Source organism: Ensifer sp. Root278 (assembly GCF_001429285.1).
Classification (GTDB): Bacteria; Pseudomonadota; Alphaproteobacteria; order Rhizobiales; family Rhizobiaceae; genus Ensifer.
Map to the genome: position 1 here is coordinate 554,081 of NZ_LMJJ01000001.1, position 22,093 is coordinate 576,173.

General features: G+C 61.9%; 24 protein-coding genes and 1 tRNA gene. 18 read left to right on the forward strand and 7 right to left on the reverse strand.

The features are described 5' to 3' along the window. The first annotated feature begins 103 nt into the window (after nucleotides 1-103). From murA to ASE60_RS02715, 11 genes are all read left to right on the forward strand, one after another. Nucleotides 104-1,396 carry a UDP-N-acetylglucosamine 1-carboxyvinyltransferase gene (murA, locus tag ASE60_RS02665; protein ID WP_057248168.1) on the forward strand — a complete coding sequence of 431 codons (1,293 nt, stop codon included), beginning with the start codon at nucleotides 104-106 and terminating at the stop codon, nucleotides 1,394-1,396. A 105-nt stretch (nucleotides 1,397-1,501) separates the two neighbouring features. Further along, on the forward strand, nucleotides 1,502-1,942 hold the full coding sequence (locus ASE60_RS02670; protein WP_057248264.1) for a DUF2948 family protein: 441 nt from the start codon (nucleotides 1,502-1,504) through the stop codon (nucleotides 1,940-1,942). 42 nt (nucleotides 1,943-1,984) lie between these two features. Further along, nucleotides 1,985-3,289: a histidinol dehydrogenase gene (hisD, locus tag ASE60_RS02675; protein ID WP_057248169.1), complete on the forward strand. Its 1,305-nt coding sequence runs from the start codon at nucleotides 1,985-1,987 to the stop codon at nucleotides 3,287-3,289. Further along, nucleotides 3,286-3,762, forward strand: coding sequence for a UPF0262 family protein (locus ASE60_RS02680; RefSeq protein ID WP_057248170.1), 477 nt, complete (start codon nucleotides 3,286-3,288; stop codon nucleotides 3,760-3,762). Before hisD ends, ASE60_RS02680 begins: the two co-directional genes overlap by 4 nt. Before the next feature lie 14 nt (nucleotides 3,763-3,776). Continuing rightward, a complete protein-coding gene (locus tag ASE60_RS02685) occupies nucleotides 3,777-4,244 on the forward strand; it encodes a low molecular weight phosphatase family protein (RefSeq protein ID WP_057248171.1) in 468 nt (155 codons plus the stop codon). A 271-nt stretch (nucleotides 4,245-4,515) separates the two neighbouring features. Next, complete coding sequence (infA, locus tag ASE60_RS02690; protein ID WP_004435948.1) at nucleotides 4,516-4,734, forward strand: translation initiation factor IF-1; 219 nt, start codon at nucleotides 4,516-4,518, stop codon at nucleotides 4,732-4,734. Between the two features lie 151 nt (nucleotides 4,735-4,885). Further along, nucleotides 4,886-5,506 carry a Maf-like protein gene (locus ASE60_RS02695; protein ID WP_057248172.1) on the forward strand — a complete coding sequence of 207 codons (621 nt, stop codon included), beginning with the start codon at nucleotides 4,886-4,888 and terminating at the stop codon, nucleotides 5,504-5,506. Nucleotides 5,507-5,511: 5 nt separating this feature from the next. Then, entirely contained in the window at nucleotides 5,512-5,736 is a 225-nt protein-coding gene (gene yacG / locus ASE60_RS02700) for a DNA gyrase inhibitor YacG (RefSeq protein WP_057248174.1), read from the forward strand. 342 nt (nucleotides 5,737-6,078) lie between these two features. Continuing rightward, nucleotides 6,079-6,154: transfer RNA gene (locus ASE60_RS02705), tRNA-Phe, on the forward strand. A 75-nt stretch (nucleotides 6,155-6,229) separates the two neighbouring features. Further along, on the forward strand, nucleotides 6,230-6,610 hold the full coding sequence (locus ASE60_RS35985; protein WP_057248175.1) for a flagellin: 381 nt from the start codon (nucleotides 6,230-6,232) through the stop codon (nucleotides 6,608-6,610). A gap of 254 nt (nucleotides 6,611-6,864) precedes the next feature. Further along, nucleotides 6,865-7,086, forward strand: a complete 222-nt coding sequence (locus tag ASE60_RS02715; RefSeq protein ID WP_057248176.1) for a hypothetical protein — start codon at nucleotides 6,865-6,867, stop codon at nucleotides 7,084-7,086. 90 nt (nucleotides 7,087-7,176) lie between these two features. Here the strand turns inward: ASE60_RS02715 and ASE60_RS02720 are convergent, their stop codons facing one another. The 7 genes from ASE60_RS02720 to ASE60_RS02750 form a co-directional block, all read right to left on the reverse strand. Next, nucleotides 7,177-8,424, reverse strand: a complete 1,248-nt coding sequence (locus ASE60_RS02720) for a glycosyltransferase family 2 protein (RefSeq protein ID WP_057248177.1) — start codon at nucleotides 8,422-8,424, stop codon at nucleotides 7,177-7,179. 512 nt (nucleotides 8,425-8,936) lie between these two features. Continuing rightward, entirely contained in the window at nucleotides 8,937-9,323 is a 387-nt protein-coding gene (locus ASE60_RS02725) for a DUF930 domain-containing protein (protein ID WP_057248178.1), read from the reverse strand. A gap of 99 nt (nucleotides 9,324-9,422) precedes the next feature. Next, nucleotides 9,423-9,884, reverse strand: a complete 462-nt coding sequence (locus ASE60_RS02730; RefSeq protein ID WP_057248179.1) for a YbaK/EbsC family protein — start codon at nucleotides 9,882-9,884, stop codon at nucleotides 9,423-9,425. 88 nt (nucleotides 9,885-9,972) lie between these two features. Continuing rightward, the gene (locus ASE60_RS02735) at nucleotides 9,973-10,161 is read right to left on the reverse strand and encodes a hypothetical protein (protein WP_057248180.1); all 189 of its coding nucleotides are present in this window, start codon (nucleotides 10,159-10,161) and stop codon (nucleotides 9,973-9,975) included. A 143-nt stretch (nucleotides 10,162-10,304) separates the two neighbouring features. Next, nucleotides 10,305-10,559, reverse strand: coding sequence for a GlsB/YeaQ/YmgE family stress response membrane protein (locus tag ASE60_RS02740; RefSeq protein WP_057248181.1), 255 nt, complete (start codon nucleotides 10,557-10,559; stop codon nucleotides 10,305-10,307). Nucleotides 10,560-10,717: 158 nt separating this feature from the next. Next, nucleotides 10,718-12,013: an L-rhamnose catabolism isomerase gene (rhaI, locus tag ASE60_RS02745; RefSeq protein ID WP_057248182.1), complete on the reverse strand. Its 1,296-nt coding sequence runs from the start codon at nucleotides 12,011-12,013 to the stop codon at nucleotides 10,718-10,720. 14 nt (nucleotides 12,014-12,027) lie between these two features. Further along, the gene (locus tag ASE60_RS02750; protein ID WP_057248183.1) at nucleotides 12,028-14,127 is read right to left on the reverse strand and encodes a bifunctional rhamnulose-1-phosphate aldolase/short-chain dehydrogenase; all 2,100 of its coding nucleotides are present in this window, start codon (nucleotides 14,125-14,127) and stop codon (nucleotides 12,028-12,030) included. Between the two features lie 202 nt (nucleotides 14,128-14,329). On the opposite strand from ASE60_RS02750, the gene ASE60_RS02755 reads away from it, so the two are divergent. The 7 genes from ASE60_RS02755 (at nucleotide 14,330) to ASE60_RS02785 (ending at nucleotide 21,743) form a co-directional block, all read left to right on the forward strand. Then, nucleotides 14,330-15,142 (forward strand): DeoR/GlpR family DNA-binding transcription regulator, encoded by an 813-nt coding sequence (locus ASE60_RS02755; RefSeq protein WP_057248184.1) that lies wholly within the window; start codon nucleotides 14,330-14,332, stop codon nucleotides 15,140-15,142. A gap of 116 nt (nucleotides 15,143-15,258) precedes the next feature. Further along, nucleotides 15,259-16,248 carry a rhamnose ABC transporter substrate-binding protein gene (rhaS, locus tag ASE60_RS02760; protein WP_057248265.1) on the forward strand — a complete coding sequence of 330 codons (990 nt, stop codon included), beginning with the start codon at nucleotides 15,259-15,261 and terminating at the stop codon, nucleotides 16,246-16,248. 302 nt (nucleotides 16,249-16,550) lie between these two features. Beyond that, nucleotides 16,551-18,047, forward strand: coding sequence for a sugar ABC transporter ATP-binding protein (locus tag ASE60_RS02765; protein WP_057248185.1), 1,497 nt, complete (start codon nucleotides 16,551-16,553; stop codon nucleotides 18,045-18,047). Continuing rightward, a complete protein-coding gene (locus ASE60_RS02770) occupies nucleotides 18,044-19,024 on the forward strand; it encodes an ABC transporter permease (RefSeq protein WP_057248186.1) in 981 nt (326 codons plus the stop codon). The genes ASE60_RS02765 and ASE60_RS02770 overlap by 4 nt, the downstream gene beginning before the upstream one ends. Then, complete coding sequence (locus ASE60_RS02775) at nucleotides 19,024-20,028, forward strand: ABC transporter permease (protein WP_057248187.1); 1,005 nt, start codon at nucleotides 19,024-19,026, stop codon at nucleotides 20,026-20,028. Before ASE60_RS02770 ends, ASE60_RS02775 begins: the two co-directional genes overlap by 1 nt. A 7-nt stretch (nucleotides 20,029-20,035) precedes the next feature. Then, on the forward strand, nucleotides 20,036-20,350 hold the full coding sequence (rhaM, locus tag ASE60_RS02780; RefSeq protein ID WP_057248188.1) for an L-rhamnose mutarotase: 315 nt from the start codon (nucleotides 20,036-20,038) through the stop codon (nucleotides 20,348-20,350). A gap of 4 nt (nucleotides 20,351-20,354) precedes the next feature. Next, a complete protein-coding gene (locus tag ASE60_RS02785) occupies nucleotides 20,355-21,743 on the forward strand; it encodes an FGGY-family carbohydrate kinase (protein ID WP_057248189.1) in 1,389 nt (462 codons plus the stop codon). Nucleotides 21,744-22,093: the final 350 nt, after the last annotated feature.

Here is a 22,093-nt window from a genome sequence, read left to right on the forward strand (position 1 = left end):
CGTTCAAGGCACTTCTAATTTCGCGGCGTCTCCACTAAAGAGGCGCCTTCAGACAACATAGAAAATATTTGGAAAGGCGGGCCAAGCCCGTTCGAGAGGCCTCATGGATCGCATCAGGATTGTAGGCGGCAACAAGCTTAACGGCGTCATCCCGATTTCCGGCGCCAAGAACGCGGCCCTGCCGCTGATGATCGCGTCGCTTCTGACCGACGACACGTTGACGCTCGAAAACGTGCCGCATCTGGCCGACGTCGAGCAGCTGATCCGCATCCTCGGCAACCACGGCGTCGACATCTCCGTCAATGGTCGCCGCGAGCGCCAGGGCGAGAGCTACGCCCGCACCATCCATTTCACCTGCCGCAACATCGTCGATACGACCGCGCCTTACGAGCTGGTGTCGAAGATGCGCGCAAGCTTCTGGGTGATCGGCCCGCTGCTCGCCCGTGAAGGCAAGGCCCGCGTATCGCTGCCCGGTGGTTGCGCCATCGGCACGCGCCCGGTCGATCTGTTCATCGAAGGCCTTCAGGCACTCAGCGCCAATATCGAGATCGACGGCGGCTACGTCAACGCGACGGCGCCGGAAGGCGGCCTGGTCGGCGCGCGCTACACCTTCCCGAAGGTGTCCGTCGGCGCCACCCACGTCCTGATGATGGCCGCGACGCTTGCAAATGGTACCACGGTGCTCGGCAACGCCGCGCGCGAGCCTGAAGTCGTCGACCTCGCCAACTGCCTCAATGCCATGGGCGCCAAGATCACCGGCCAGGGCACCCCGACGATCACGATTGAAGGCGTGCGTTCGCTCTCTGGCGCCCGTCACCGCGTCCTGCCGGACCGTATCGAGACCGGCACCTATGCCATGGCGGTTGCCATGACCGGCGGCGACGTCATTCTCGAAGACACGAACATGGCGCTGCTCGACACGGCGCTCGAAGCGATCCGCCGCGCCGGCGCCGAGATCACCGAGACCAACAGCGGTATCCGCGTCGTGCGCAACGGTGCCGGCATCAAGCCGGTCGATATCGTCACCGATCCTTTCCCGGGCTTCCCGACCGATCTGCAGGCGCAGTTCATGGGGCTGATGACCAGGGCGAACGGCACCTCACACATCACCGAGACGATCTTCGAGAACCGTTTCATGCATGTGCAGGAGCTCGCCCGCCTCGGCGCCAAGATTTCGCTCTCCGGCCAGACGGCCAAGATCGAGGGCGTTAGCCGGCTGAAGGGCGCGCCTGTCATGGCGACCGACCTTCGCGCGTCTGTCTCGCTCGTCATCGCCGGCCTTGCAGCCGAAGGCGAAACCATGGTCTCGCGCGTCTATCACCTCGACCGCGGCTTCGAGCGGCTGGAAGAGAAGCTCACCCGTTGCGGCGCGCATGTCGAGCGCGTCAGCGACTGATTTGATCGGTTGCGCCTGATACCGTTGCGGTTTCAGGCGCAACATCCTATGTCCATTTCAATTGTGGCACGGAAAATGTGCGGCGAAACGAAAGGAATGGACGGTATGAATGGTCTGAAGCTGCTGGCGCTCGACGAGGAAGATCTCGCTGTCGTCTCCGCCCATGTCCAGGATGCCGTGTTCAAGGTATCGGGGCTGGAATATGACGCCCGCCGCAAGCAGTTTTCGCTCGTCGTCAACCGCTTCGTTTGGGAGGCGGCCGACGGCAAGCGCCGCTCCTTCGAGCGTCGTCGCGCGCTGCTCCTGTTCAAGCGGGTGAATGCGGTCCGCTCGGTCGGCTTTGACCGGCGCGACGATGAAGCGGTTCTTGATCTGTTGACGCTCAAGTTCACCGTGCGCGGCGAGGGGCCGGAAGGCACGCTCGAATTGGTTCTTGCCGGCGACGCCTCGATCGCGCTTGACGTCGAATGCATCGAAACGCAGCTTGCGGATACCGGCGGGGCGTGGGAAACCGCTTTCAAGCCCAAGCATCCCGAAGGCGCTTGAGCCACTCGACCCGAACGACACTGGCATACAAGGACGTCCCCTTTGGCAATCAGGCTCAATTTTCTCGACGGTGACTTCGAACAAAAGTTCGCGTCATTCCTGACGACCAAGCGTGAGGTGTCCGAAGACGTCAATGCGGTGGTCAAGGCGATCATCGACGACGTGCGCGCCCGGGGCGATCAGGCACTCGCCGAATACTCCAAGCGCTTCGATGGCGTCGATTTCTCCGTGACGCCGATGGCCGTCAGCGCGGCCGAGATCGATGCGGCGATCCAGGCGGTCGAACCGGAGGTGCTGGGCGCGCTCAAGGTCGCTGCCACCCGCATCGAGGCGCACCACGCCCGCCAGCGGCCGAAGGATGATATTTACGAGGACGCCATGGGCGTCGGGCTCGGTTCGCGCTGGACGGCGGTCGATGCCGTTGGCCTTTACGTGCCGGGTGGCACGGCGAGCTATCCGAGCTCGGTGCTGATGAATGCGCTGCCGGCGAAAGTCGCGGGCGTTCCCCGCATCGTTATGGTGGTGCCGGCAAGCGGCGGTGAGATCAATCCGGCGGTGCTTGCAGCAGCAAGGCTTGCGGGCGTCGAGGAGATCTACCGCGTCGGCGGCGCGCAGGCCGTTGCGGCGCTTGCCTATGGCACCGAGACGATCGCCCCCGTCGCCAAGATCGTCGGCCCGGGCAATGCCTATGTTGCCGCCGCCAAGCGCCAGGTCTTCGGCACCGTCGGCATCGACATGATCGCCGGTCCATCGGAAGTGCTTGTCATCGCCGACAAGCACAACGATCCGGACTGGATCGCCGCCGATCTCCTGGCCCAGGCCGAGCACGACGTCGGCGCTCAGTCGATCCTGATCACCGACGATCCGGCCTTCGGGCAGGCGGTCGAGGATGCGGTCGAGCGGCAATTGAAGACGCTGCCGCGGGCCGAAACGGCCTCGGCGAGCTGGCGCGATTTCGGCGCCGTCATTCTCGTGCCCGATCTCGAAAAGGCCGTGCCGCTCGCCAACCGTATTGCAGCGGAACATCTTGAACTGGCGCTCGCCAATCCCGAGCCGATGGTCGAGAAGATCCGCAATGCCGGCGCGATCTTCGTCGGGCGCCATACGCCCGAAGTCATCGGCGATTATGTCGGCGGCTCCAACCACGTTCTGCCGACTGCGCGCTCGGCGCGCTTCTCGTCCGGCCTCGGCGTGCTTGATTATATGAAGCGCACGTCGATCCTTCGGCTCGATCCGGAGCAGTTGCGAATCCTCGGACCGGCGGCGATCGTGCTGGCAAAGTCTGAGGGGCTGGAGGCTCATGCGCGTTCCGTCGCCATTCGCCTCAATCTCGGGGATGCTGGATGAAGGCGGACCGCAATCTGCGCCTCTGCGATGTCGTTCTGGACGAGACCATCGGCCGCTCGACGCCCGACGTGGAGCATGAGCGCGCGGTTGCTATCTTCGACCTGCTCGAAGAAAACCTGTTCGAACCGGTCGGCCATCCCTGTGGCCCCTACAAGCTCAATCTCTCGCTCGTCGATGCGAAGCTGGTCTTTTCGATCTCGACCGAAAAGGGCGGCGATGTCGCCACCCACATCCTGTCGCTGACGCCGTTTCGCCGGATCGTGAAGGACTACTTCATGATCTGCGAGAGCTACTACGAGGCGATCCGCTCGGCGACACCGAGCCAGATCGAGGCGATCGACATGGGGCGCCGCGGCATTCACAACGAGGGCTCGCAGACCCTGATGGATCGCCTGTCCGGCAAGATCCGGCTGGATTTCGATACGGCCCGCCGGCTGTTCACGCTCGTCTGCGTGCTCTATTGGCGCGGGTAGAGGCGCGAACCGGCATGACGGCAACCGAGGCACCGCAGTTGAAAGCGCCCCGCTCGGTCCTCTTCATGTGCGGCATGAATGCCATCCGCTCGCCGATGGCCGAAGCGCTCGCCAAGGCGGCGCTGCCAGCGGGAACGTATGTTGCCTCGGCCGGCGTCCGGCATGGCGAACGCGATCCGTTTGTCGACGTGGTCATGGCCGAGGTGGGCTTGAGCCTCGGCCGCCACCAGCCCCACACGCTGGATGAACTCGAGGACGACTACTTCGACCTCATCGTGACGCTGGCGCCGGAGGCGCATCACAAGGCGCTCGAATTGACTCGCTCGATGGCCGTCGACGTGGTCTATTGGCCAACGCCGGACCCGACGGTGGCAGCCGGCACCCGCGAGCAGATCGTCGATGCGTATCGCGCCGTGCGCGATCACCTGTCGACGCTGATCAATCATCGGTTGGTCGGCTCGCACAGACGAGAGAAAACTTGAGAGCTTCACGGAAATCCGAGTGCGGTTTCCGACGACAGTTCTTTTCCATGTCTTCTTAGATCCCATCCGATTTAAGGCTAAAGACACGTAGCAGTTCAAAGTGCTATAGCGACCTCTGCGCCTCTGATAGGACGCGCGGCGCCGTAGCCGTCACAAAAGCGCAAAAGCCGGTGTTAGACGGTTCACAAATCCTCGTTGATTGTGTAGTTTCCGGCGAATTTTTCGGGATACCTGACGTATCCCTAAACAAAGATAGAAAGAACAGTCCTACATGGCGAAAGAAGAAGTCCTTGAATTTCCGGGCGTGGTCACCGAATTGCTTCCGAATGCGACCTTCCGCGTGAAGCTCGAAAACGAGCATGAGATCATCGCCCACACGGCGGGCCGCATGCGCAAGAACCGCATCCGCGTGCTTGCCGGCGACAAGGTTCTCGTCGAGATGACCCCGTACGACCTTACCAAGGGCCGTATCACCTACCGCTTCAAGTAAGCCGCTCCGGCTCTACGCAATTCCTGGAGCATTTCCGCTTCTTCTTCGAATCGCGAAAACGCTCTAACCTTTGGTTGGATTGCAATTCCAGACGCAAAACCGCTTCACCCGCATTTTTGCTGGAATTGCTCTGGAGTGACGGCTCGTTCCGATGACAGTGGCCAAGAAACTGATACTGGCGTCCGGCTCGCCGCGTCGCGTCGAACTTCTGGCGCAGGCGGGCATCGAGCCCGCGCGCCTGATGCCGATGGATCTCGACGAGACGCCGAAGCGTGCCGAACACCCGCGTTCGCTCGCAAGGCGTCTGTCGGCTGAAAAGGCGCGAGCAGCACTTGCGGCGATCAAGGGCGAGCCCGGCTGGGACGGAAGCTATATTCTGGCGGCCGATACGGTCGTCTGCGTCGGCCGGCGCATCCTGCCGAAGCCGGAACTGGTCAGCGAAGCCACCAGCACGCTGCACCTTCTCTCCGGCCGCAGCCATCGCGTCTATACCGGCGTGTGTCTGATCACCCCGGACAAGACGCTCAGGCAGAAGGTCGTCGACACCAAGGTGCGCTTCAAGCGCCTGTCCGGTTTCGATATCGAAAGCTATCTCGCCTCGGGCCAATGGCGCGGCAAGGCGGGCGGCTACGGCATCCAGGGCATTGCCGGCAGCTTCGTTGTGAAACTCGTCGGCTCCTACAGCAACGTCGTCGGCCTGCCGCTCTACGAAACCGTCAGCCTGCTTGTCGGCGAAGGCTATGATGTGCACAATCGTTGGCTGGAAGGCTGAAGCCGGTGCCAGACGAGACAAATAACGACGAAACGAAGAAGAGCGGTTCGAACGTCGCGCCCCTGCGGGCGCCTCGACCCTGCCCGGAATGCGGACGGCCGTCGCATCGGGAGCACTATCCCTTCTGCTCCGACCGCTGCCGCAATGTCGACCTCAATCGCTGGCTCTCCGGCTCCTATGCCATTCCGGTTGCCGACGACGAAACGAAGGCCGACGACGACGATCGCTAAGGCGTACCGCTGCGGTCGGGCGCGTGGGTCCGGCCTTTCCCTCAACGCTCCTCTTTATCGTGAACGACGCCTGGATGGTCCTGCGCGCCAGCAGGTGAATGCGGCCGCCATTTTCGGTCTCCGAGGACCACTTCTGTCTCGGAGAGTGCGGGGGAAGCGAATGCGATCTCTCTGAAACTCTTTGCTTTTTCGGTTTTTTTGACTGTCCACAGGATTTCGGTCAAAAAACTTTCATTTGGCGCTGGACACCGCCGAACAAGATGCTATAACCCCGCTCGCTTCCGGGGCAAACACAAGCGCCCCGAGGGTTCCGCAAGGAACCGCTGCCCGAAACGGCAGGATGCCCGGATAGCTCAGTTGGTAGAGCAGCGGATTGAAAATCCGCGTGTCGGTGGTTCAAATCCGCCTCCGGGCACCATTCATCTCCTTGAATGTTTGGTCTCGAAAAGCTTGAAAGCCACGTTCGGCGTTTACTGAGCGTTGCGTCACTCGTTTGCCCTCAATATGTCGTCCACTCCTGCACCAGCATCTCGCGAAAGCGGATCGCTGCCGGCGGCGCAACTTCCTGGATATCGATGTCGCCGCGAACCCGCAGTCGCTCGATTCCTACATTCAGTACATTGAAGTCGTGTTGCAGAAGACGATTGACGGAGCGGCCGCGTTGGGCTCGCTGCTGACGCGCATCGACATGCAGACGACCTTTGGTCAGACGCTGATGGCCACCATCGAAAAGGGGGGCGGACGTTTGCTGGATGCCGATATGAACGAGACGTCGACGCGGCTGAAGGCATTGCAGACGCGGGAACAGCTTGGCATCCAGGCTTTGCAGATAGCCAACTCCAATGCGCAGAACATCCTGCAGCTTTTCCGCTGAGCGATCGCGTCGTCGCGAAGCGATGACGAAAGCATCGCAGCCGAGAGGGTTCCAGCACGTCGCTGATCAGGCATCGATCCTCCCTTTTAGCGAAGGTGGGAATCGACGGCTGTCACCTGCGTTACATGTTCGTCGCAGCTTCCGCATATTCTCACGCCCGGGAGGACCTGAGCGGCGAACGTCTTCGTCGCGTAATCGATGCCACGAAACCACAACAAAAACAGGGTCGTGGCAGGGTCAACCGAGGATCAGAAATGCGTAAATTTTCCAGGCTCTCTCTAGCAACGCTCGTCGCGGCCACGATCGCTGCGGGTGTGTCCGCTCCTGCGTTCGCAGGAGGCAGCTACTACAAGGGCGTTTCACCAACGGCGGTCAATGAAGGCCACCGGAGCGAGAAGTACAATCCGCCCGGAAAGACCGTAAACCGCCCGCCGCCGAGAAACGGCTCCTACTACAAGGGCATCATGCGCAAGTAGGAAAGGCACGTGGGAGCAATCGGCCGAAAAGCCGGCGGCTCTCGATCACGGTCTTGAAAACAAGGAAGGGCGCCGTGGCGCCCTTTCGTTCTAGATCAGAACATGACTGAGAATATCGCCTTCGCTGACCACCATGTTCGGCGGATGGCCGTTGCGCAGATAATGCTTGCGGTCGCTATCGGCGGTAATGAACACGGCGGTGCGGGCAACCTCGTCCGCTGTCAATTGTGTCGTTGCCGGCACGACAGCGATTTCGGAGCGCAGGCCCAACTCGCGCAACAGTTCCTCGATCGCGCGGTGGTCGTCCACGCCGTGAAGAACAAGCCGGTCGATTTCTGCAATCGCGTTTGTATGCCACGTGACAGTCTGAAGAGCGACCATGAGGGGCAGCGCCCCTCTTGCCTGCTGCACGTCGGGATGGTGCTCGAAGCCGGCCAGCATTAGCCGCGTATAGAGTTCATAGGCGCGAACGTAGTCCTTCTTCATCATCCACATGCGCAAGGCAACGCTCATGCGGATCATGGTGAAGTCCCTGATCTGGGCATCGAAATAGGTGCGCCGATCGGCGGTCAGCTTGACGGCACCGCGCTTGGCGCCGCTGTAGAGGAAGTACTCAAGACCGCCCCGGTACGTATCCCATGCCGTCAGCGTCTCGGCGTGGCCGGCCTGCGGCCGATCGCGGACGATCTTCGAGCGTATCACCTGGCGATAGAAAGGCTTCTTCAGGAAGGTGACGGCGCCCAGTTCCAGAAAATGTGCGAGATAGGAGAAGGCCCAATAGGCGAAGTGCCGGGGCGCCCAGGCGGAGCGCAGGGCCGAGGTCCGGTAAATGCCGATCTCGGGAAAGACATGTCGGTCGACGAGAAAATCGAAAACCGGCTCGAAGTCCCGTTTCTTGAACTTGGTATCCTTATCGACCGAGAAGAACGGCGCACTGTCACGTTCGTCGATCTCGTCGTGTGTGTACCACGGCGCAAAGCACACCGTCACTTCCGGATTGAGATCCAGATAGCGGATTGCCTCGCGCAAGCCATCGTTGATGAGCACGTCGTCATCGGCGAGGTAGAGCGTGTATTCGCCCACCGCGCGGCTGACGGCGCTGATGACGTTGGGAATCGCGCCGAAATTCTCCGACTGGCGGAAATAGCGGATCGGCAACCCCTTGGCGACAAAGCGATCGACGATCTCCCGGGTGCCGTCGGTCGAGGCGTTGTCGGAAATGATGATCTCGTACTTGAAGGAGAACTGGTAGAGTTCGACGAAGTAGCCGAGCGCCTTTTCGAGGAAGGGCGCGCGGTTATAGGTGGGAATGCAGATGCTCAGCTTAACCTGGCTCACTCGCCTCTCCATTGTCAGTCACATGCGACAGCGGGCGTTTCGCAGACCGCCGGTCGCGTCTCGTTTGCTTGCACGCCGGCACGAGAACAGCGGTGGCTGGCGATGCAACGGCAGGGATCGGACGCCTCAGGGCGCAAGGGGCAGCGCGCAGAGGAGGCCGATCCTACGCTCCGTTATTCCGCTTCGATCTTGCGTGAGCCTTGTCTTGAATAAAGGCCGGTCAGGCGGCAGCTGTGCAGAGGGTGAGCAGGACCCCCGTTAGCGATTTGTTAACCATGCTTGCGCAATCTCGATGGTTGTAACAATGGCGCTCGAACCCGGTCTTCATCGAGCCACATGCCCGAAAGCAGACGCATTCGTTCATTCCTAAGGGAGCAGAGACAAGGATGTACGAAATGGCAGCCCATATGATGAAGATGCTGATGAGCATCATGGCCGCGCTTTCGCTCGGCTCGCTGCTGTTTCTAATGGCTGTGCTCTAACGACGGTCAAAGGTTCGGGCGGCGCGCCCGTCAGGGGTAGAGGTAGAACTCGTCCCAGCTCTCGTGCGGCACAAGCTCGCCGATCTTGTATTCGAAAGACAGGACATCCAGGTGCTCCGCGTCGGTGCGGCACTTGAACTTCAGCTTGTACCATTCCCCCTTGCTGCGGAACACGGCGCCCAGCGCCTTCATCTTGTCTTCCTTCACGACCGGCTCGGCGAAGGTGTAGGCGATCACCTTGTCCGGCTTGAAGGTCGACTTGTCGGCGTTGATGCGCTCCATCGCCTCGGTATCGCACCGCTGTTCGAGCCGGGTCTGCGGGTCGAGCTTTTCGAACTGGCGCACCAGGGACTGATCCATCGCCAGCGCCGGGGAACATGTGGCGGCGAAGATGAGCGGGTACGCGATTGTCTTCATGCTCGACGGACTCCTGCGATGAAAAAGAACCGGACCCGGCAAATCACTCCGGGACGCGCCTGCGGTTTCAGTTAAGCTTTGTGGCCATTCCAAGGCAGGTCACGTTTCGGAAACGTCGATCCATTCGGCCCCGGTCAGTTCGACGATGCGGGCGGGACTGATGTGCACCGCCGCATTGGTGGCACCGGCGGCCGGCACAACGATGTCGTAGGCCTTGAGCGACAAGTCGCAATAGATGCTGTGCGGCTTGGCAAGACCGAAGGGGCAGACGCCGCCGACCGGGTGCCCGGTCTCCGCCTCCACCTCGTCGAAGCCGAGCATGCGGGCCTTGGTGCCGAAGCGGGCCTTGTACTTTTTGTTGTCGAGGCGGGCGTCGCCGCGCGTGACGATGAGGATCACATCGTCGCCAACCCGAAGCGCCAGTGTCTTGGCGATCTGCGCCGGCTCGACGCCGTGGCCCTCGGCCGCAAGCGCAACCGTGGCGGTGCTTTGTTGAAGCTCGATGACACCGATGTCTGGGGCGTGCTGGGAAAAGAAGTCTTTGACGGAAGTCAGGCTCATGGCAAAGGATTCGCGTTATTGAAAAGCGATGGCGATCGGCCGCGTTGCGAACAACCGTCACGACGTTCGGCTTCGGCGGGCAAATCTCTCAGTCGTCGTTGGAAGCGTCAAGGTCTTCGGGGCGCCGGCCTTCTTGCCCAGGCGGCAGATAGCCATGGCTGGTGAACCAGTTCTCGAGGATCGTGGCGATCGCCTGATCCCGTGACAGCGTTCCCGGGTGATCGGCGATGAAAGACCTGAGCGCCGTCTCGATCTTGTCGGTGTAAAGCGCGTTCATGCGTGCCTCCGTCTGGCAAGTGCGGTGTTCCGTCCGGTGACCCGTCCAGCAGATCACAGTGCTACAGCCCTGTTCGCGCGTCCAGATGGAACGGCCGAGGGCCGTTCCATGCGCGAAGGCGGCTGCCGCCGAATGGTGTGGGCTCAGGCCTGCTTGACGATGCGGATCAGCACCAGAAGGATTACCGCACCGATTGTCGCGTGCAGGATGGCCGAGAGAATACCGCTGCCGAGGCTGATGCCGATCGCCGGGAAGAGGAAGCCGGCGATGAAGGCGCCGATGATGCCGACGACCATGTTGCCGATAAGGCCGAATCCGCCACCCTTGACGATGAGGCCGGCGAGCCAGCCGGCGACCGCGCCGACGATCAGGAAGACGAGAATGCTTTCAATACCCATGAATGGTCCCCTTTCCATTGGATCTCGATTGGAAAGATAGATCAGGAATCGAAATCAGATAGAGGGCAATTTCATCGCGCAGCGATTTTTTGAGATTTGAATGATCGCCGGGGCGCGCCGGAGCCCCAAGACGAGGGCACGGCGCTGCTCGATCGGTATCAGACGATGCCGCCTCCGCCGCCGGCAACGGCCGGGCGTTCGGCGGCGACCTTCGCGCGATATCCACTTTTCCGATAGGTCGCGACCGGCGCCACCGCTCCGCCGCTCTCAAGTCGCGCCATCGCAAGGATCGGCTCGATATCAGTGCGGAAGGCGGTCTTCAGCGTCTCGCTCGCCATCAGCGCGTCGTTGTCTTCCTGGCAGCCTTCAAGCACCTTGCGATCGACGATCAGCGCCTGGGCATAGGCCCGGCAAACCTCGGTCGCGCTCGTCATCAGGCTCTCGATCGGATCGGTGACGTTGTGGCTCTGGTCGAGCATATGCGCCGGCTTGAATCCCTTGGCGCCGCGCGTTTCCGCATCCACCAGCTCGTTGAACACGAGGAACAGCCGATAGGGGTCGATCACGCCCGTGTCGAGATCGTCATCGCCGTACTTCGAATCGTTGAAGTGGAAACCGCCGAGCTTGCCGAATTGGATGAGGCGGGCGACGATCATTTCGATATTGACGTTCGGCGCATGGTGACCGAGATCGACGAGGCAGAAGGCCTTGGGGCCGAGCTCCTGCGCGATCAGATAGTTTGTGCCCCAGTCCTGAACGACGGTCGAATAGAAGGCCGGCTCGAACATCTTGTGCTCGGTAAAGACCCGCCAATCCTCTGGCAGCGCCGCATAGACCGATTTCATCGCATCGAGATAACGCTCGAAGGCGCGGGTGAAATTGCTCTGGCCGGGGAAGTTGGAGCCGTCGCCGATCCACACCGTCAGCGCCTTGGAGCCGAGTTGCCGGCCGATCTCGATGCATTCGAGATTGTGCTCCACCGCCTGGCGGCGGGTTGCGGCATCGACATGCGACAGCGAGCCGAACTTGTAGGAGTGCGCCTGGCCCGGTGTGTCGGAGAAGGTGTTGGAGTTCATCGCGTCGAAGCCGAGGCCGAGCGACGTGCCTTTCTGCTTCAGTTCGGAAATGTCGCTCACCTTGTCCCACGGAATATGCAGCGAGACGGTCGGAGTCGCCCGCGTCAATTGCTGTATGACCGCGCAATCCTCAAGTTTGTCGAAGATGTTGCGTGGCTCGCCCTTGCCGGGGAAGCGGGCGAAGCGCGTGCCGCCGGTGCCGACACCCCAGGAGGGGACGGCGACGCCATAGGCGGCAACCTTGCGCCTGATCTCGTCGATCGCAACGCCGCGCCGATCGAGTCGCTCGCCGAGGCTGTCATAATCCCGGCGAAGCGCGGTGAGCCGGCTTTCGTTCTCGGCCTCGACCGTTGCCTGGCTGATCATCGTCGTCGTCATGGAAACCTCCTCGATCAGCGGGTGAAGGACTGGGCGTTGCCCGCGTCGACATTGATGATGTTGCCGGTCGATTTCGCCGACATGTCGGAGGCAAGGAAGTAGATCGCCTCGGCGATGTCCTCCGGGAAGACGCTGAGCTTCAGCATCGAGCGCTCGCGATAATGCGCCTCGAGATCGTCGACATCCATCTTATAGGCTGCGGCGCGCTGCTCCTTCCACTCGCCGGTCCAGATCTTCGAGCCGCGTAGCACCGCGTCCGGGTTGACGACGTTGACGCGGATCTGTGCCGCAGCACCCTCCAGCGCCAGGCAGCGGGCAAGGTGGATCTCGGCCGCCTTGGCGGTGCAATAGGCCGAGGCGCCGGGGGAGGCGGCAAGCCCGTTCTTGGAGGCGACGAAGACGATATTGCCGCCGGCCTTCTGCTGGCGGAAGACCCGAAAGGCTTCCCGCGAGACGAGGAAATAGCCGGTCGTCAGGATCTCGATGTTCTTGTTCCAGAGCGAAAGCGTCGTGTCCTCGATCGCGGCGGAGGAGGCAAGACCCGCATTGGAAACGAGAATGTCGAGACCGCCGAAGGCGAGCAACGCATCAGCGAAGCCGCCTTCGACGGCCGCCTCGCTGGTGACATTCATGGTGACGGAGCGCACGACATCCTTGCCGTAGCGCGCGGAAAGCTCGCTTTCGGCTGCGGCAAGCGCCGTCTCGTCGATGTCAGCCAGCACCACGCACGCGCCTTCCTGCATCAGCCGGTTGGCCGTCGCCTTGCCGATGCCGCCGGCGCCGCCGGTGACGAGCGCGATCCGGCCGGCAAGGCTCTTCGGCTTCGGCATGCGCTGCAGTTTCGCTTCCTCCAGCAGCCAGTATTCGATGTCGAAGGCTTCCTGCTCCGGCAGGCCGACATAGGTCGAGACGCCGCAGGCGCCGCGCATGACGTTGATGGCGTTGACATAGAACTCGCCGGAGATGCGGGCGGTCGCCTTGTCCTTGGCGAATGTGATCATGCCGACGCCCGGCACGAGATAGACGACCGCATTTGGATCGCGCATGGCGGGGCTGTCTACGCGTTTGCAGCGCTCGTAGTAGGCCGCATAGTCGGCGCGATAGGCGGCGATTGCCTCGGGAAGCGCAGCGAGCGTCCCGTCGATATCCGGCTTGGCCGGATCGAATTCGATCACCAGCGGTCGGATCTTGGTGCGCAGGAAGTGGTCGGGGCAGCTCGTGCCGAGCGCCGCCAGCGGCTTCAGGTCCTTCGATGTGACGAAGTCGAGCACGGCCTGGCTGCCGTCGAAATGGCCGACCTTCTTCTCGTCGGCGCTGATCAGGCCGCGGATGACCGGCATCAGCTTGCGGGCGACATCGGCGCGGGCAGTAGCGTCGAGCGTCGCTGTTACTGCGCCCCCGAAGGCAGGCTTAGTGTTCTCGACCTCGAACCAGGCGATCGCCTTGTTGATTATCTCGATCGTCGTCTCATAGGCCTCTTTCGCCGTGTCGCCCCAGGTGAAGAGGCCGTGGCTTTCGAGCACGACGCCACGGGCACTCGGGTTTTCCAGGCAGAATTTTTCCAGCCACAGGCCGAGCTCGTAGCCGGGGCGCTTCCACGGCAGCCAGCCGATGTCGTCGCCGAAGATTTTTGCCGTCAGCTCGCGGCTGTTGTTGGCGGCGGCAATCGCGATGATCGCGTCGGGATGCATGTGGTCGACGTGCTTCTTCGGCACGTAGGCATGCAGCGGCGTGTCGATCGAGGCGGCGCGCGGATTGAGATTGAAGGTGCAATGCGGCAGGTAGCCGACCATCTCGTCTTCGAAATCAACGCCGCGATAGATCGTCTTCAGCGCATTGAGCTTGTCCATGTAGAGCGTCGCGAAGCCGTCGAGCTTGATCGTGCCGACGTCGCCGCCGGAGCCCTTGACCCAGAGAACCTCGACAGTGCCGCCGCCAAGCGGATCCTTTTCCATCACCTTAGCCGAGGTGTTGCCGCCGCCATAATTGGTGATGCGCTTGTCGGAGCCAAGCAGGTTCGAGCGATAGAGCAGCCGCTCGGATTCGCTCATACCGGCAGCCTTCGCCTCGTCCCAAAGGTTTGCAAGTCGTGCGCCCTGCTGCTTGTCGAGCATCTCGAATTCCTCCCGGTCTGATGTCGTGCGGCTTGGCGTCCGCACGGAGATATGGTTGGCATCAGATCATAGGACTTGAGCGTTAAAGTCAATCAAAAACGATCAAGTTCGCGCATATTGCGCTGCACAATGAAAAAATATGATTGATTGTGATTGACAATGGTCGATCGTGATGGAAGCATGAACGCCATCGGAGGAACGCATGCACGAGAAAGAAAGACATCGGATCATTCTGTCGGCGGTTCAGGAAAAACCCGTCGTCACCGTCCAGGAGTTGGTCGATCTGACCGACAGTTCCGAGGCGACGATCCGGCGCGATATCGCGGCACTCCACGTGCAGAAGAAGCTGCGCCGTGTGCGCGGCGGCGCCGAGGCAATCAACCCGCCGCAATTCGTCGGCCTTGCCGGTCGGCCGTTCAAGGTCAACGAAGGCCTGCACGCCCGCGAGAAGCAGGCGATCGCCAAGGAGGCGGTGGCGCTCTGCGAGGATGGCGAGCCGATCATCATCAATGGCGGCACCACCACCTTCCAGATGGTGCATTTTCTCAGCAATCGCCGCATGCAGGTGTTCACCAATTCCTTCCCGATCGCCGAGCACCTTTTAAAGCACTCAAAGAACACGGTGATGCTGTCCGGCGGCACGATCTACCGCGAGCAGAACATCATCTTAAGCCCCTTCGACAACGACGTGACGCGCAATTTCTATGCGCGCCGCATGTTCATGGGGGCTCAAGGACTGGGGCCGCTCGGGCTGATGGAAGCGGACCCGCTTCTGATCCAAGCGGAACAGAAACTGATCGATCAGGCGGACGAACTCGTCGTGCTGGTCGACTCGTCGAAATTTCACAAGCGATCGAGCCTCATTCTTTGCGGGCTGAAGCGGATCGCCACTGTCATTACGGATTCGGGCATCGAGGACAGGCATGCCGCGATGCTCGAAAATGCCGGGGTGAGGCTGGTTGTGGCCAGCAGCAGGGCCGGTACGGATGCGGAGAACATATCCTCGTCCGCCTGACGCGGGTGAGGAGAGGGGAAGGCGGTGGTCACGGTTAAGGGAGCCGGGTCGTTGCCGAACGGAGGAATTTGCGCCGGATGCGATTTTCGCGAACCGGACAATGGGAGGAAATGAGCATGAAGATCCTGAAGTCACTGATGGTCACGGCCGCGGTTTCGCTTGCGCTGATGGCCAATGCCGCGCATGCGGAAAACAAGAAGATCGCGCTCGTCGTCAAGGCGCTCGGCATCGGCTTCTTCGAAGCTGCCAACAAGGGCGCCCAGGAAGCCGCCAAAGAACTGGGCGACGTCGAAGTGATCTACACCGGCCCGACCTCGACCACCGCCGAAGGCCAGATCGAGGTGATCAACTCGCTGATCGCCCAGAAGGTCGATGCGATTGCCGTTTCGGCCAATGACACCGATGCTCTCGTGCCGGCGCTGAAGAAGGCGATGGACCGCGGCATCAAGGTCATCTCCTGGGACAGCGGTGTCGCCAAGGATGGCCGGTTGATGCACCTCAACCCGTCGTCGAACCCGCTGATCGGCAACATGATCATCAAGCTTGCCGCCGACAACCTGCCTGAGGGCGGCGACGTCGCCGTGCTTTCGGCTTCCGCGACCGCGACCAACCAGAACACCTGGATCGCCGAGATGAAGAAGGTCCAGGGCAACTACAAGGGCATCAACGTCGTAACAACCGTCTATGGCGACGACCTTGCCGACAAGTCCTATCGCGAAACCCAAGGCCTCATTCAGTCCTATCCGAACCTGAAGGCGATCATCGCGCCGACCTCGGTCGGTATCGTCGCGGCGGCACAAGCCGTCACCGACGCCGGCAAGATCGGCCAGATCAACGTAACGGGCTTGGGCCTTCCCTCGGAAATGGCCGGCCACGTCAAATCGGGCGCTTCCAAGTCCTTCGCCATCTGGAACCCGATCGACCTCGGCTATTCCGCAACGATGATCGCCTATGATCTGATCGGCGGTGCCGAAGCCAAGCCCGGCGCGGAACTGAAGATGGGCCGTATGGGTGCCGTCAAGCTCGACGACAACAATGAAGGCGCGATGGCCGACCCGTTCGTCTACGATGCCAAGAACGTCGAGGAATTCGCCAAGATCTTCTGATCTGGCGAACGACCAAACTGGCGTCGCCCCTCATCCGCGCGGTGAGGGAAGGGCCCCTCATCCGCCTGCCGGCACCTTCTCCCCGCAGGCGGGGAGAAGGGACAAGCGGCAACCGTTCGCTCCTCTTCCACGTCAAGGAGGGAGGAGAGCGGCGTCCTCGTTCCCTCTCCCCGCGCGCGGGGAGAGGGTTAGTCCTCGGGTTAAACCCGAGGAGAGGGGCATTTGCAGACTGCGGTGCCCTCGATGTCAGGCACATAGATCAGGCGGAATGGAACTTGCTCCAGGATACGCTCACATCGCGGATGAAGCCCGCCATCGCGCTTGAGGGGATCTCAAAATCCTTCCCCGGCGTGAAGGCGCTTTCCGACGTTTCGCTGTCGCTCTATCCGGGGTCGGTGACCGCGCTGATCGGCGAAAACGGCGCCGGAAAATCGACGCTGGTGAAGATCCTCACCGGCATCTATCAGCCGGATGGCGGCACGATCCGCGTTGCGGAGCAGGAGGTCCATTTCCCGACGGCACTTGCCGCAGCGCGTGCCGGCGTCACAGCGATCCACCAGGAAACCGTGCTTTTCGACGAGCTTTCGGTCGCCGAAAACATCTTCCTCGGCCACGCCCCGCGTAACCGTTTCGGGCTGATCGACTGGAAGAAGCTCAATACTGATGCGCGCGCGTTGCTTGCGCGCGCCGGTGCCGATCTCGATCCGACGATCCGCCTGCGTGATCTCGGCATTGCCAAGAAACATCTCGTCGCGATCGCCCGCGCGCTTTCCGTCGATGCCCAGGTGGTCATCATGGACGAGCCGACCGCCGCGCTGTCGCACAAGGAGATCCACGAGCTCTATGCGCTCGTCGAGCGGTTGAAGGCTGACGGCAAGGCGATCCTCTTCATCAGTCACAAGTTCGACGAGATCTTCCGCATTGCCGATCGCTACACCGTCTTCCGCGATGGAACGATGGTGGATGAGGGCCTGATTGCCGATGTCAGCCAGGACGAACTGGTGCGCCTCATGGTCGGCCGCGCCGTCGGTTCGGTCTACCCGAAGAAGGAAGTGGTGATCGGCGCGCCGGTGCTCACCGTTTCGGGCTACCGCCACCCGACCGAGTTCGAGGACATCAATTTCGAGCTTCGCCGCGGCGAGATCCTCGGTTTCTACGGTCTCGTCGGCGCCGGCCGATCGGAATTCATGCAGTCGCTGATCGGCGTCACCCGGCCTTCCGCTGGTGCGGTCCGGCTCGATGGCGAGGTGCTCGTGATCCGCAGCCCCTCCGAGGCGATCCGCAGCGGCATCGTCTATGTGCCCGAAGAGCGCGGCCGCCAGGGCGCGATCATCGGATTGCCGATCTTTCAAAACGTCACCTTGCCGTCGCTGTCGCGGACCTCGCGCTCGGGCTTCCTGAAACTTGCCAACGAGTTCGCGCTCGCCCGCGAGTACACCGCGCGCCTCGATCTGCGTGCTGCTTCGCTCGATCAAGACGTCGGCACGCTCTCGGGCGGCAACCAGCAGAAGGTCGTCATCGCCAAGTGGCTGGCGACCAAGCCGAAGGTGATCATTCTCGACGAGCCGACCAAGGGCATCGACATCGGCTCCAAGGCGGCCGTGCACGCCTTCATGAGCGAGCTTGCGGCTCAAGGCCTCAGCGTCATCATGGTCTCCTCGGAAATCCCCGAGATCATGGGCATGTCCGACCGCGTCATCGTCATGCGCGAGGGGCGGATCGCCGGGCGCTTCGAGCGCGCCGATCTGACGGCCGAAAAGCTGGTGCGTGCCGCTGCCGGCATTCAGGAGGCCGCGTGATGGCGAAGTTTCTAAAGAATCGTGAGCTGCTGCTCGTCGGCGCGATCGCCGTGCTGCTCGCGCTCATTACCTGGCGTTTCCCGCCTTTCGTCGCACCCGCCAATCTCGCGCGTGTCTACAACGACACCTCGATCCTCATTATCCTGGCGCTCGGCCAGATGGCTGTGATCCTGACGCGCTGCATCGACCTTTCGATGGCTGCCAACCTGGCGCTCTCCGGCATGGTCGCGGCGATGCTGAACGCTGCTTTTCCGGGCCTGCCGATCCCACTGATCATGCTCGCCGCGATCGCGCTCGGCGCGTTGCTCGGTATGATCAACGGCGCGCTCGTCTGGAAACTCGATATTCCGCCGATCGTCGTGACACTCGGCACGCTCACTATCTATCGCGGCCTGATCTTCCTCTTGACCGACGGCAAGTGGATCAACGCGCACCAGATGAGTGATGCATTCAAGGCGCTGCCGCGCGACGCGCTCTTCGGCTTCCCGGTTCTTTCCTGGCTGTCGCTGGTCATGATCGGGCTCGTCTTCCTGCTGATGAACCGCACGGCCCTCGGCCGCGCCTTCTATGCCGTCGGCGGCAATCCGCATGCGGCCGTCTATACCGGCATCGATGTCGGCCGCACCCGCTTCTCGGCCTATTGCCTTTCGGGCGCGCTCGCCGGGCTATCCGGCTATCTCTGGGTGTCGCGTTATGCCGTCGCCTATGTCGACATCGCCGCCGGCTTCGAGCTCGACATCATCGCGGCCTGTGTCATCGGCGGCATCTCGATCGCCGGCGGTATCGGTACCGTCGCGGGTGCAGTGCTCGGCGCGCTGTTTCTCGGCGTGATCAAGAACGCCCTGCCGGTCATCAACATTTCGCCCTTCGCGCAGATGGCGATTTCCGGCACGGTCATCATTATCGCTGTTGCCGTCAACGCCCGCGCCGAGCGGCGAAAGGGCCGTGTCATCCTGAGAAAAGCGGAGGCTGTCTGATGGCCGAAACCCACCTGGCTCCCCGCCACATCCCCGATCGGCTGGAAGGGCGCGGCGCCCGGCTTTTGAGGAGCTGGGAAAGCCTGCTGTTCGTCGTCGCCTGCCTGATCTTCCTCGGCAACTCACTGGCGTCGCCGTATTTCCTCGATCCGTGGAACCTCTCGGACGCGACCTTCAACTTCACCGAGAAGGCGATGATCGCCTTTGCCATGGCGCTCGTGATCATCTCCGGCGAGATCGATCTGTCGGTGGCCTCGATCATCGCGCTTGCCTCGACGGCGATGGGCTATGCCGTCCAGCTCGGCTTCGATACGCCGGCGCTGGTGGCGATCGGCCTCTCAGTGGGCCTCATTTGCGGCGCGGTCAACGGCCTGTTGATCACTGGTCTCGGGCTGCCGTCGATCGTGGTGACCATCGGCACCATGAGCCTCTTCCGCGGGCTCTCCTTCATCATTCTCGGCGACCAGGCCTTCACCGGCTATCCCGGCAGTTTCTCCTGGTTCGGCCAGGGCTATGTCTGGTGGGTGTTTTCCTTCGAGTTCACGCTCTTCGTCATCCTCGCCATCGTCTACGGCATCGTCCTGCACAAGACCAATTTCGGCCGTGCGGTCTATGCCATTGGCAACAATCAGACTGCAGCGCTTTTTTCCGGCATCCGGGTCGCGCGCATCAAGTTTATCCTCTTCCTGCTTACCGGTCTGATGGCGGGGCTTGCATCGATCTGCCTGACCTCGCGCCTCGGCTCGACCCGTCCGTCGATCGCGCTCGGCTGGGAGCTCGAAGTGGTGACGATGGTGGTGCTCGGAGGCGTCAACATTCTCGGTGGCTCCGGAACCATCCCCGGCGTCGTGCTCGCGGCGCTGATCATGGGCATGGTGACCTTCGGCTTCGGCCTTCTCAACGTGCCTGGTATCGTCATGTCGATCTTCATCGGACTGCTGCTGATCTCGGTCATCGCACTCCCCATTCTCTGGCGGCGTGCCCGCCGCCGTCTCGCGCATTGAGGTTCCGATGGAAAAATACGCCTTCCGCATGCGGCTGAACCCGGGCATGGCCGCCGAATACAAGGCGCGGCACGATGCCATCTGGCCGGAGCTGGCGGCGCTCCTGAAGGAGGCGGGCGTCTCCGACTATTCCATCCATCTGGACGAGGAGACCAGCCTGCTCTTCGGCGTGCTCTGGCGCACTGACGATCACCGCATGGCCGACCTGCCCTCCCATCCGGTCATGCGGAAGTGGTGGGCCTACATGGCCGATATCATGGAAACCCGTGGCGATAACGAGCCGGTGGCGGTGCCGCTCAAGACCGTCTTTCATATGGACTGATGCGATGCGGGTCGTTGGCGTCATCGATATCGGCAAGACCAATGCGAAGGTCGCGGCCGTCGATCTCGAGCGGTTTGAGGAGATCGCCGTTCGCAAAACGGCGAATGTGGTACAAAGGGACGGTCCCTATCCGCATTTCGATATCGACCATCTCTGGGCCTTCCTGCTTGAGAGCCTCGCGGCGCTCAACGCCGAACACGCCTTCGAGGCAGTCTCCATTACCACCCATGGCGCGACAGCGGTGGTGCTCGATCCGGCAGGCCACCTTGCGCTTCCGGTGCTGGACTATGAATACGCCGGTCCCGACAGCCTTGCCGCCGAATATGATGCGGCGCGGCCGCCATTTTCCGAGACCGGCTCGGCACGCCTGCCGATGGGCCTCAATGTCGGGGCGCAACTCTTTTGGCAGCAGAAGACCTTTCCCGATGATTTTGCCCGGGTCGCCTCGATCCTCACCTACGCTCAATACTGGACCTATCGGCTGACCGGCGTGCTCTGCAACGAACTGACCTCGCTCGGTTGTCACACCGATCTTTGGAACCCGCGAGCCGGCACGTTCTCGTCTCTGGTCGAACGCCAGGGCTGGAGGCCACTCTTTGCGCCGGTTTTGAAGGCGAACGATATCGCCGGTGCCTTGCGACCGGAACTCTGTGCCGCAACCGGCATTGCCGCCGAGACGCCCGTCTATTGCGGCATTCATGATTCCAACGCATCGCTGCTCCCGCATCTGCTGACGCGCGCTTCGCCATTCTCGGTGGTCTCCACTGGTACCTGGGTCGTCATGCTGGCGGTCGGCGCAGAGCCGAAGGCGCTCGACGAACATCGCGACACGCTCATCAACGTCAACGCGCTCGGCGAGCCCGTGCCCTCGGCCCGCTTCATGGGCGGCCGCGCCTTCCAGCTTCTGCTGGGGGAGGGGTCGGTTCCCGCATCGCCGGATGTGGAAGAGACGGTCGCCAAGGCCGGCCACATGCTGCTGCCGTCCATTCCCGAGGGGTCTGGTCCCTTTCCGGCTTCGAAGGCGATCTGGACGACCGACGAACAGGCGCTTGGCGCCGCCGAGCGTTTTGCCGTCGTCTCGTTTCACCTGGCGCTGATGACGGCCACCTGCCTCGATCTGATCGGCGCGCGCGGGGAGGTCGTCGTCGAGGGACCGTTTGCCGCAAACAAGGCCTATCTGCGCATGCTCGCAGCGGCGACCGGAAGGCCGGTCTTCGCCGATCCCCAGAATGTTACGGGCACGAGCCTCGGTGCAGCCTGCCTCGTCCAGGGATCGAGGGTCAGGACCGGGATCGAGCCGGTTGCGGGCGAGATTCCCGAGAGCTTCGTCATCTATGCGCAGGCATGGCGCGAGGCGGCACTCAAGCATACAGGCAAAGAAAAGCGGCCGTAGAACATCCGGTCACGGCCGCAAGACGCTTGGCTGTGTCAGTAAGATACGGGCCCGAGCCCGCTCAAAACACAGAGCTGCGATTTGCCGAGCGGTTATGCTCGATGTTGAGCACGATCGATACTGCCATCATTGTCAGGATTGCTGTGAGTGCGGCGCCAATACCAAGAACAATCATTGTTCGTTTCCTGTAAGCGCATCATCATGATGTCGCTTTGCCTAGATCACGATGATTTGGGTCGCAGCGACCCCAATCATAAACGTGATCGATTTCTTACTAGTTAGAGCGGGATGCGGGAGGAAAACCGCACACACTTTTCCTCATCCCGCTCTTGCGAAGGTTTCTTCGCGCA

What these genes read in the sequence shown, in the direction of transcription:
- rhaI (WP_057248182.1), bottom strand. Translation starts at nt 12,013, where the DNA reads ATGACGACGACGATGATCAGCCAGGCAACGGTCGAGGCCGAGAACGAA.
- ASE60_RS02740 (WP_057248181.1), bottom strand. Translation starts at nt 10,559, where the DNA reads ATGGGTATTGAAAGCATTCTCGTCTTCCTGATCGTCGGCGCGGTCGCC.
- ASE60_RS02695 (WP_057248172.1), top strand. Translation starts at nt 4,886, where the DNA reads ATGACAGTGGCCAAGAAACTGATACTGGCGTCCGGCTCGCCGCGTCGC.
- ASE60_RS02775 (WP_057248187.1), top strand. Translation starts at nt 19,024, where the DNA reads ATGGCCGAAACCCACCTGGCTCCCCGCCACATCCCCGATCGGCTGGAA.
- rhaS (WP_057248265.1), top strand. Translation starts at nt 15,259, where the DNA reads ATGAAGATCCTGAAGTCACTGATGGTCACGGCCGCGGTTTCGCTTGCG.
- ASE60_RS02685 (WP_057248171.1), top strand. Translation starts at nt 3,777, where the DNA reads ATGACGGCAACCGAGGCACCGCAGTTGAAAGCGCCCCGCTCGGTCCTC.
- ASE60_RS02735 (WP_057248180.1), bottom strand. Translation starts at nt 10,161, where the DNA reads ATGAACGCGCTTTACACCGACAAGATCGAGACGGCGCTCAGGTCTTTC.
- ASE60_RS02715 (WP_057248176.1), top strand. Translation starts at nt 6,865, where the DNA reads ATGCGTAAATTTTCCAGGCTCTCTCTAGCAACGCTCGTCGCGGCCACG.
- ASE60_RS02750 (WP_057248183.1), bottom strand. Translation starts at nt 14,127, where the DNA reads ATGCTCGACAAGCAGCAGGGCGCACGACTTGCAAACCTTTGGGACGAG.
- ASE60_RS02755 (WP_057248184.1), top strand. Translation starts at nt 14,330, where the DNA reads ATGCACGAGAAAGAAAGACATCGGATCATTCTGTCGGCGGTTCAGGAA.
- ASE60_RS02730 (WP_057248179.1), bottom strand. Translation starts at nt 9,884, where the DNA reads ATGAGCCTGACTTCCGTCAAAGACTTCTTTTCCCAGCACGCCCCAGAC.
- murA (WP_057248168.1), top strand. Translation starts at nt 104, where the DNA reads ATGGATCGCATCAGGATTGTAGGCGGCAACAAGCTTAACGGCGTCATC.
- ASE60_RS02680 (WP_057248170.1), top strand. Translation starts at nt 3,286, where the DNA reads ATGAAGGCGGACCGCAATCTGCGCCTCTGCGATGTCGTTCTGGACGAG.
- ASE60_RS02785 (WP_057248189.1), top strand. Translation starts at nt 20,355, where the DNA reads ATGCGGGTCGTTGGCGTCATCGATATCGGCAAGACCAATGCGAAGGTC.
- infA (WP_004435948.1), top strand. Translation starts at nt 4,516, where the DNA reads ATGGCGAAAGAAGAAGTCCTTGAATTTCCGGGCGTGGTCACCGAATTG.
- ASE60_RS02670 (WP_057248264.1), top strand. Translation starts at nt 1,502, where the DNA reads ATGAATGGTCTGAAGCTGCTGGCGCTCGACGAGGAAGATCTCGCTGTC.
- ASE60_RS02725 (WP_057248178.1), bottom strand. Translation starts at nt 9,323, where the DNA reads ATGAAGACAATCGCGTACCCGCTCATCTTCGCCGCCACATGTTCCCCG.
- rhaM (WP_057248188.1), top strand. Translation starts at nt 20,036, where the DNA reads ATGGAAAAATACGCCTTCCGCATGCGGCTGAACCCGGGCATGGCCGCC.
- ASE60_RS02765 (WP_057248185.1), top strand. Translation starts at nt 16,551, where the DNA reads ATGAAGCCCGCCATCGCGCTTGAGGGGATCTCAAAATCCTTCCCCGGC.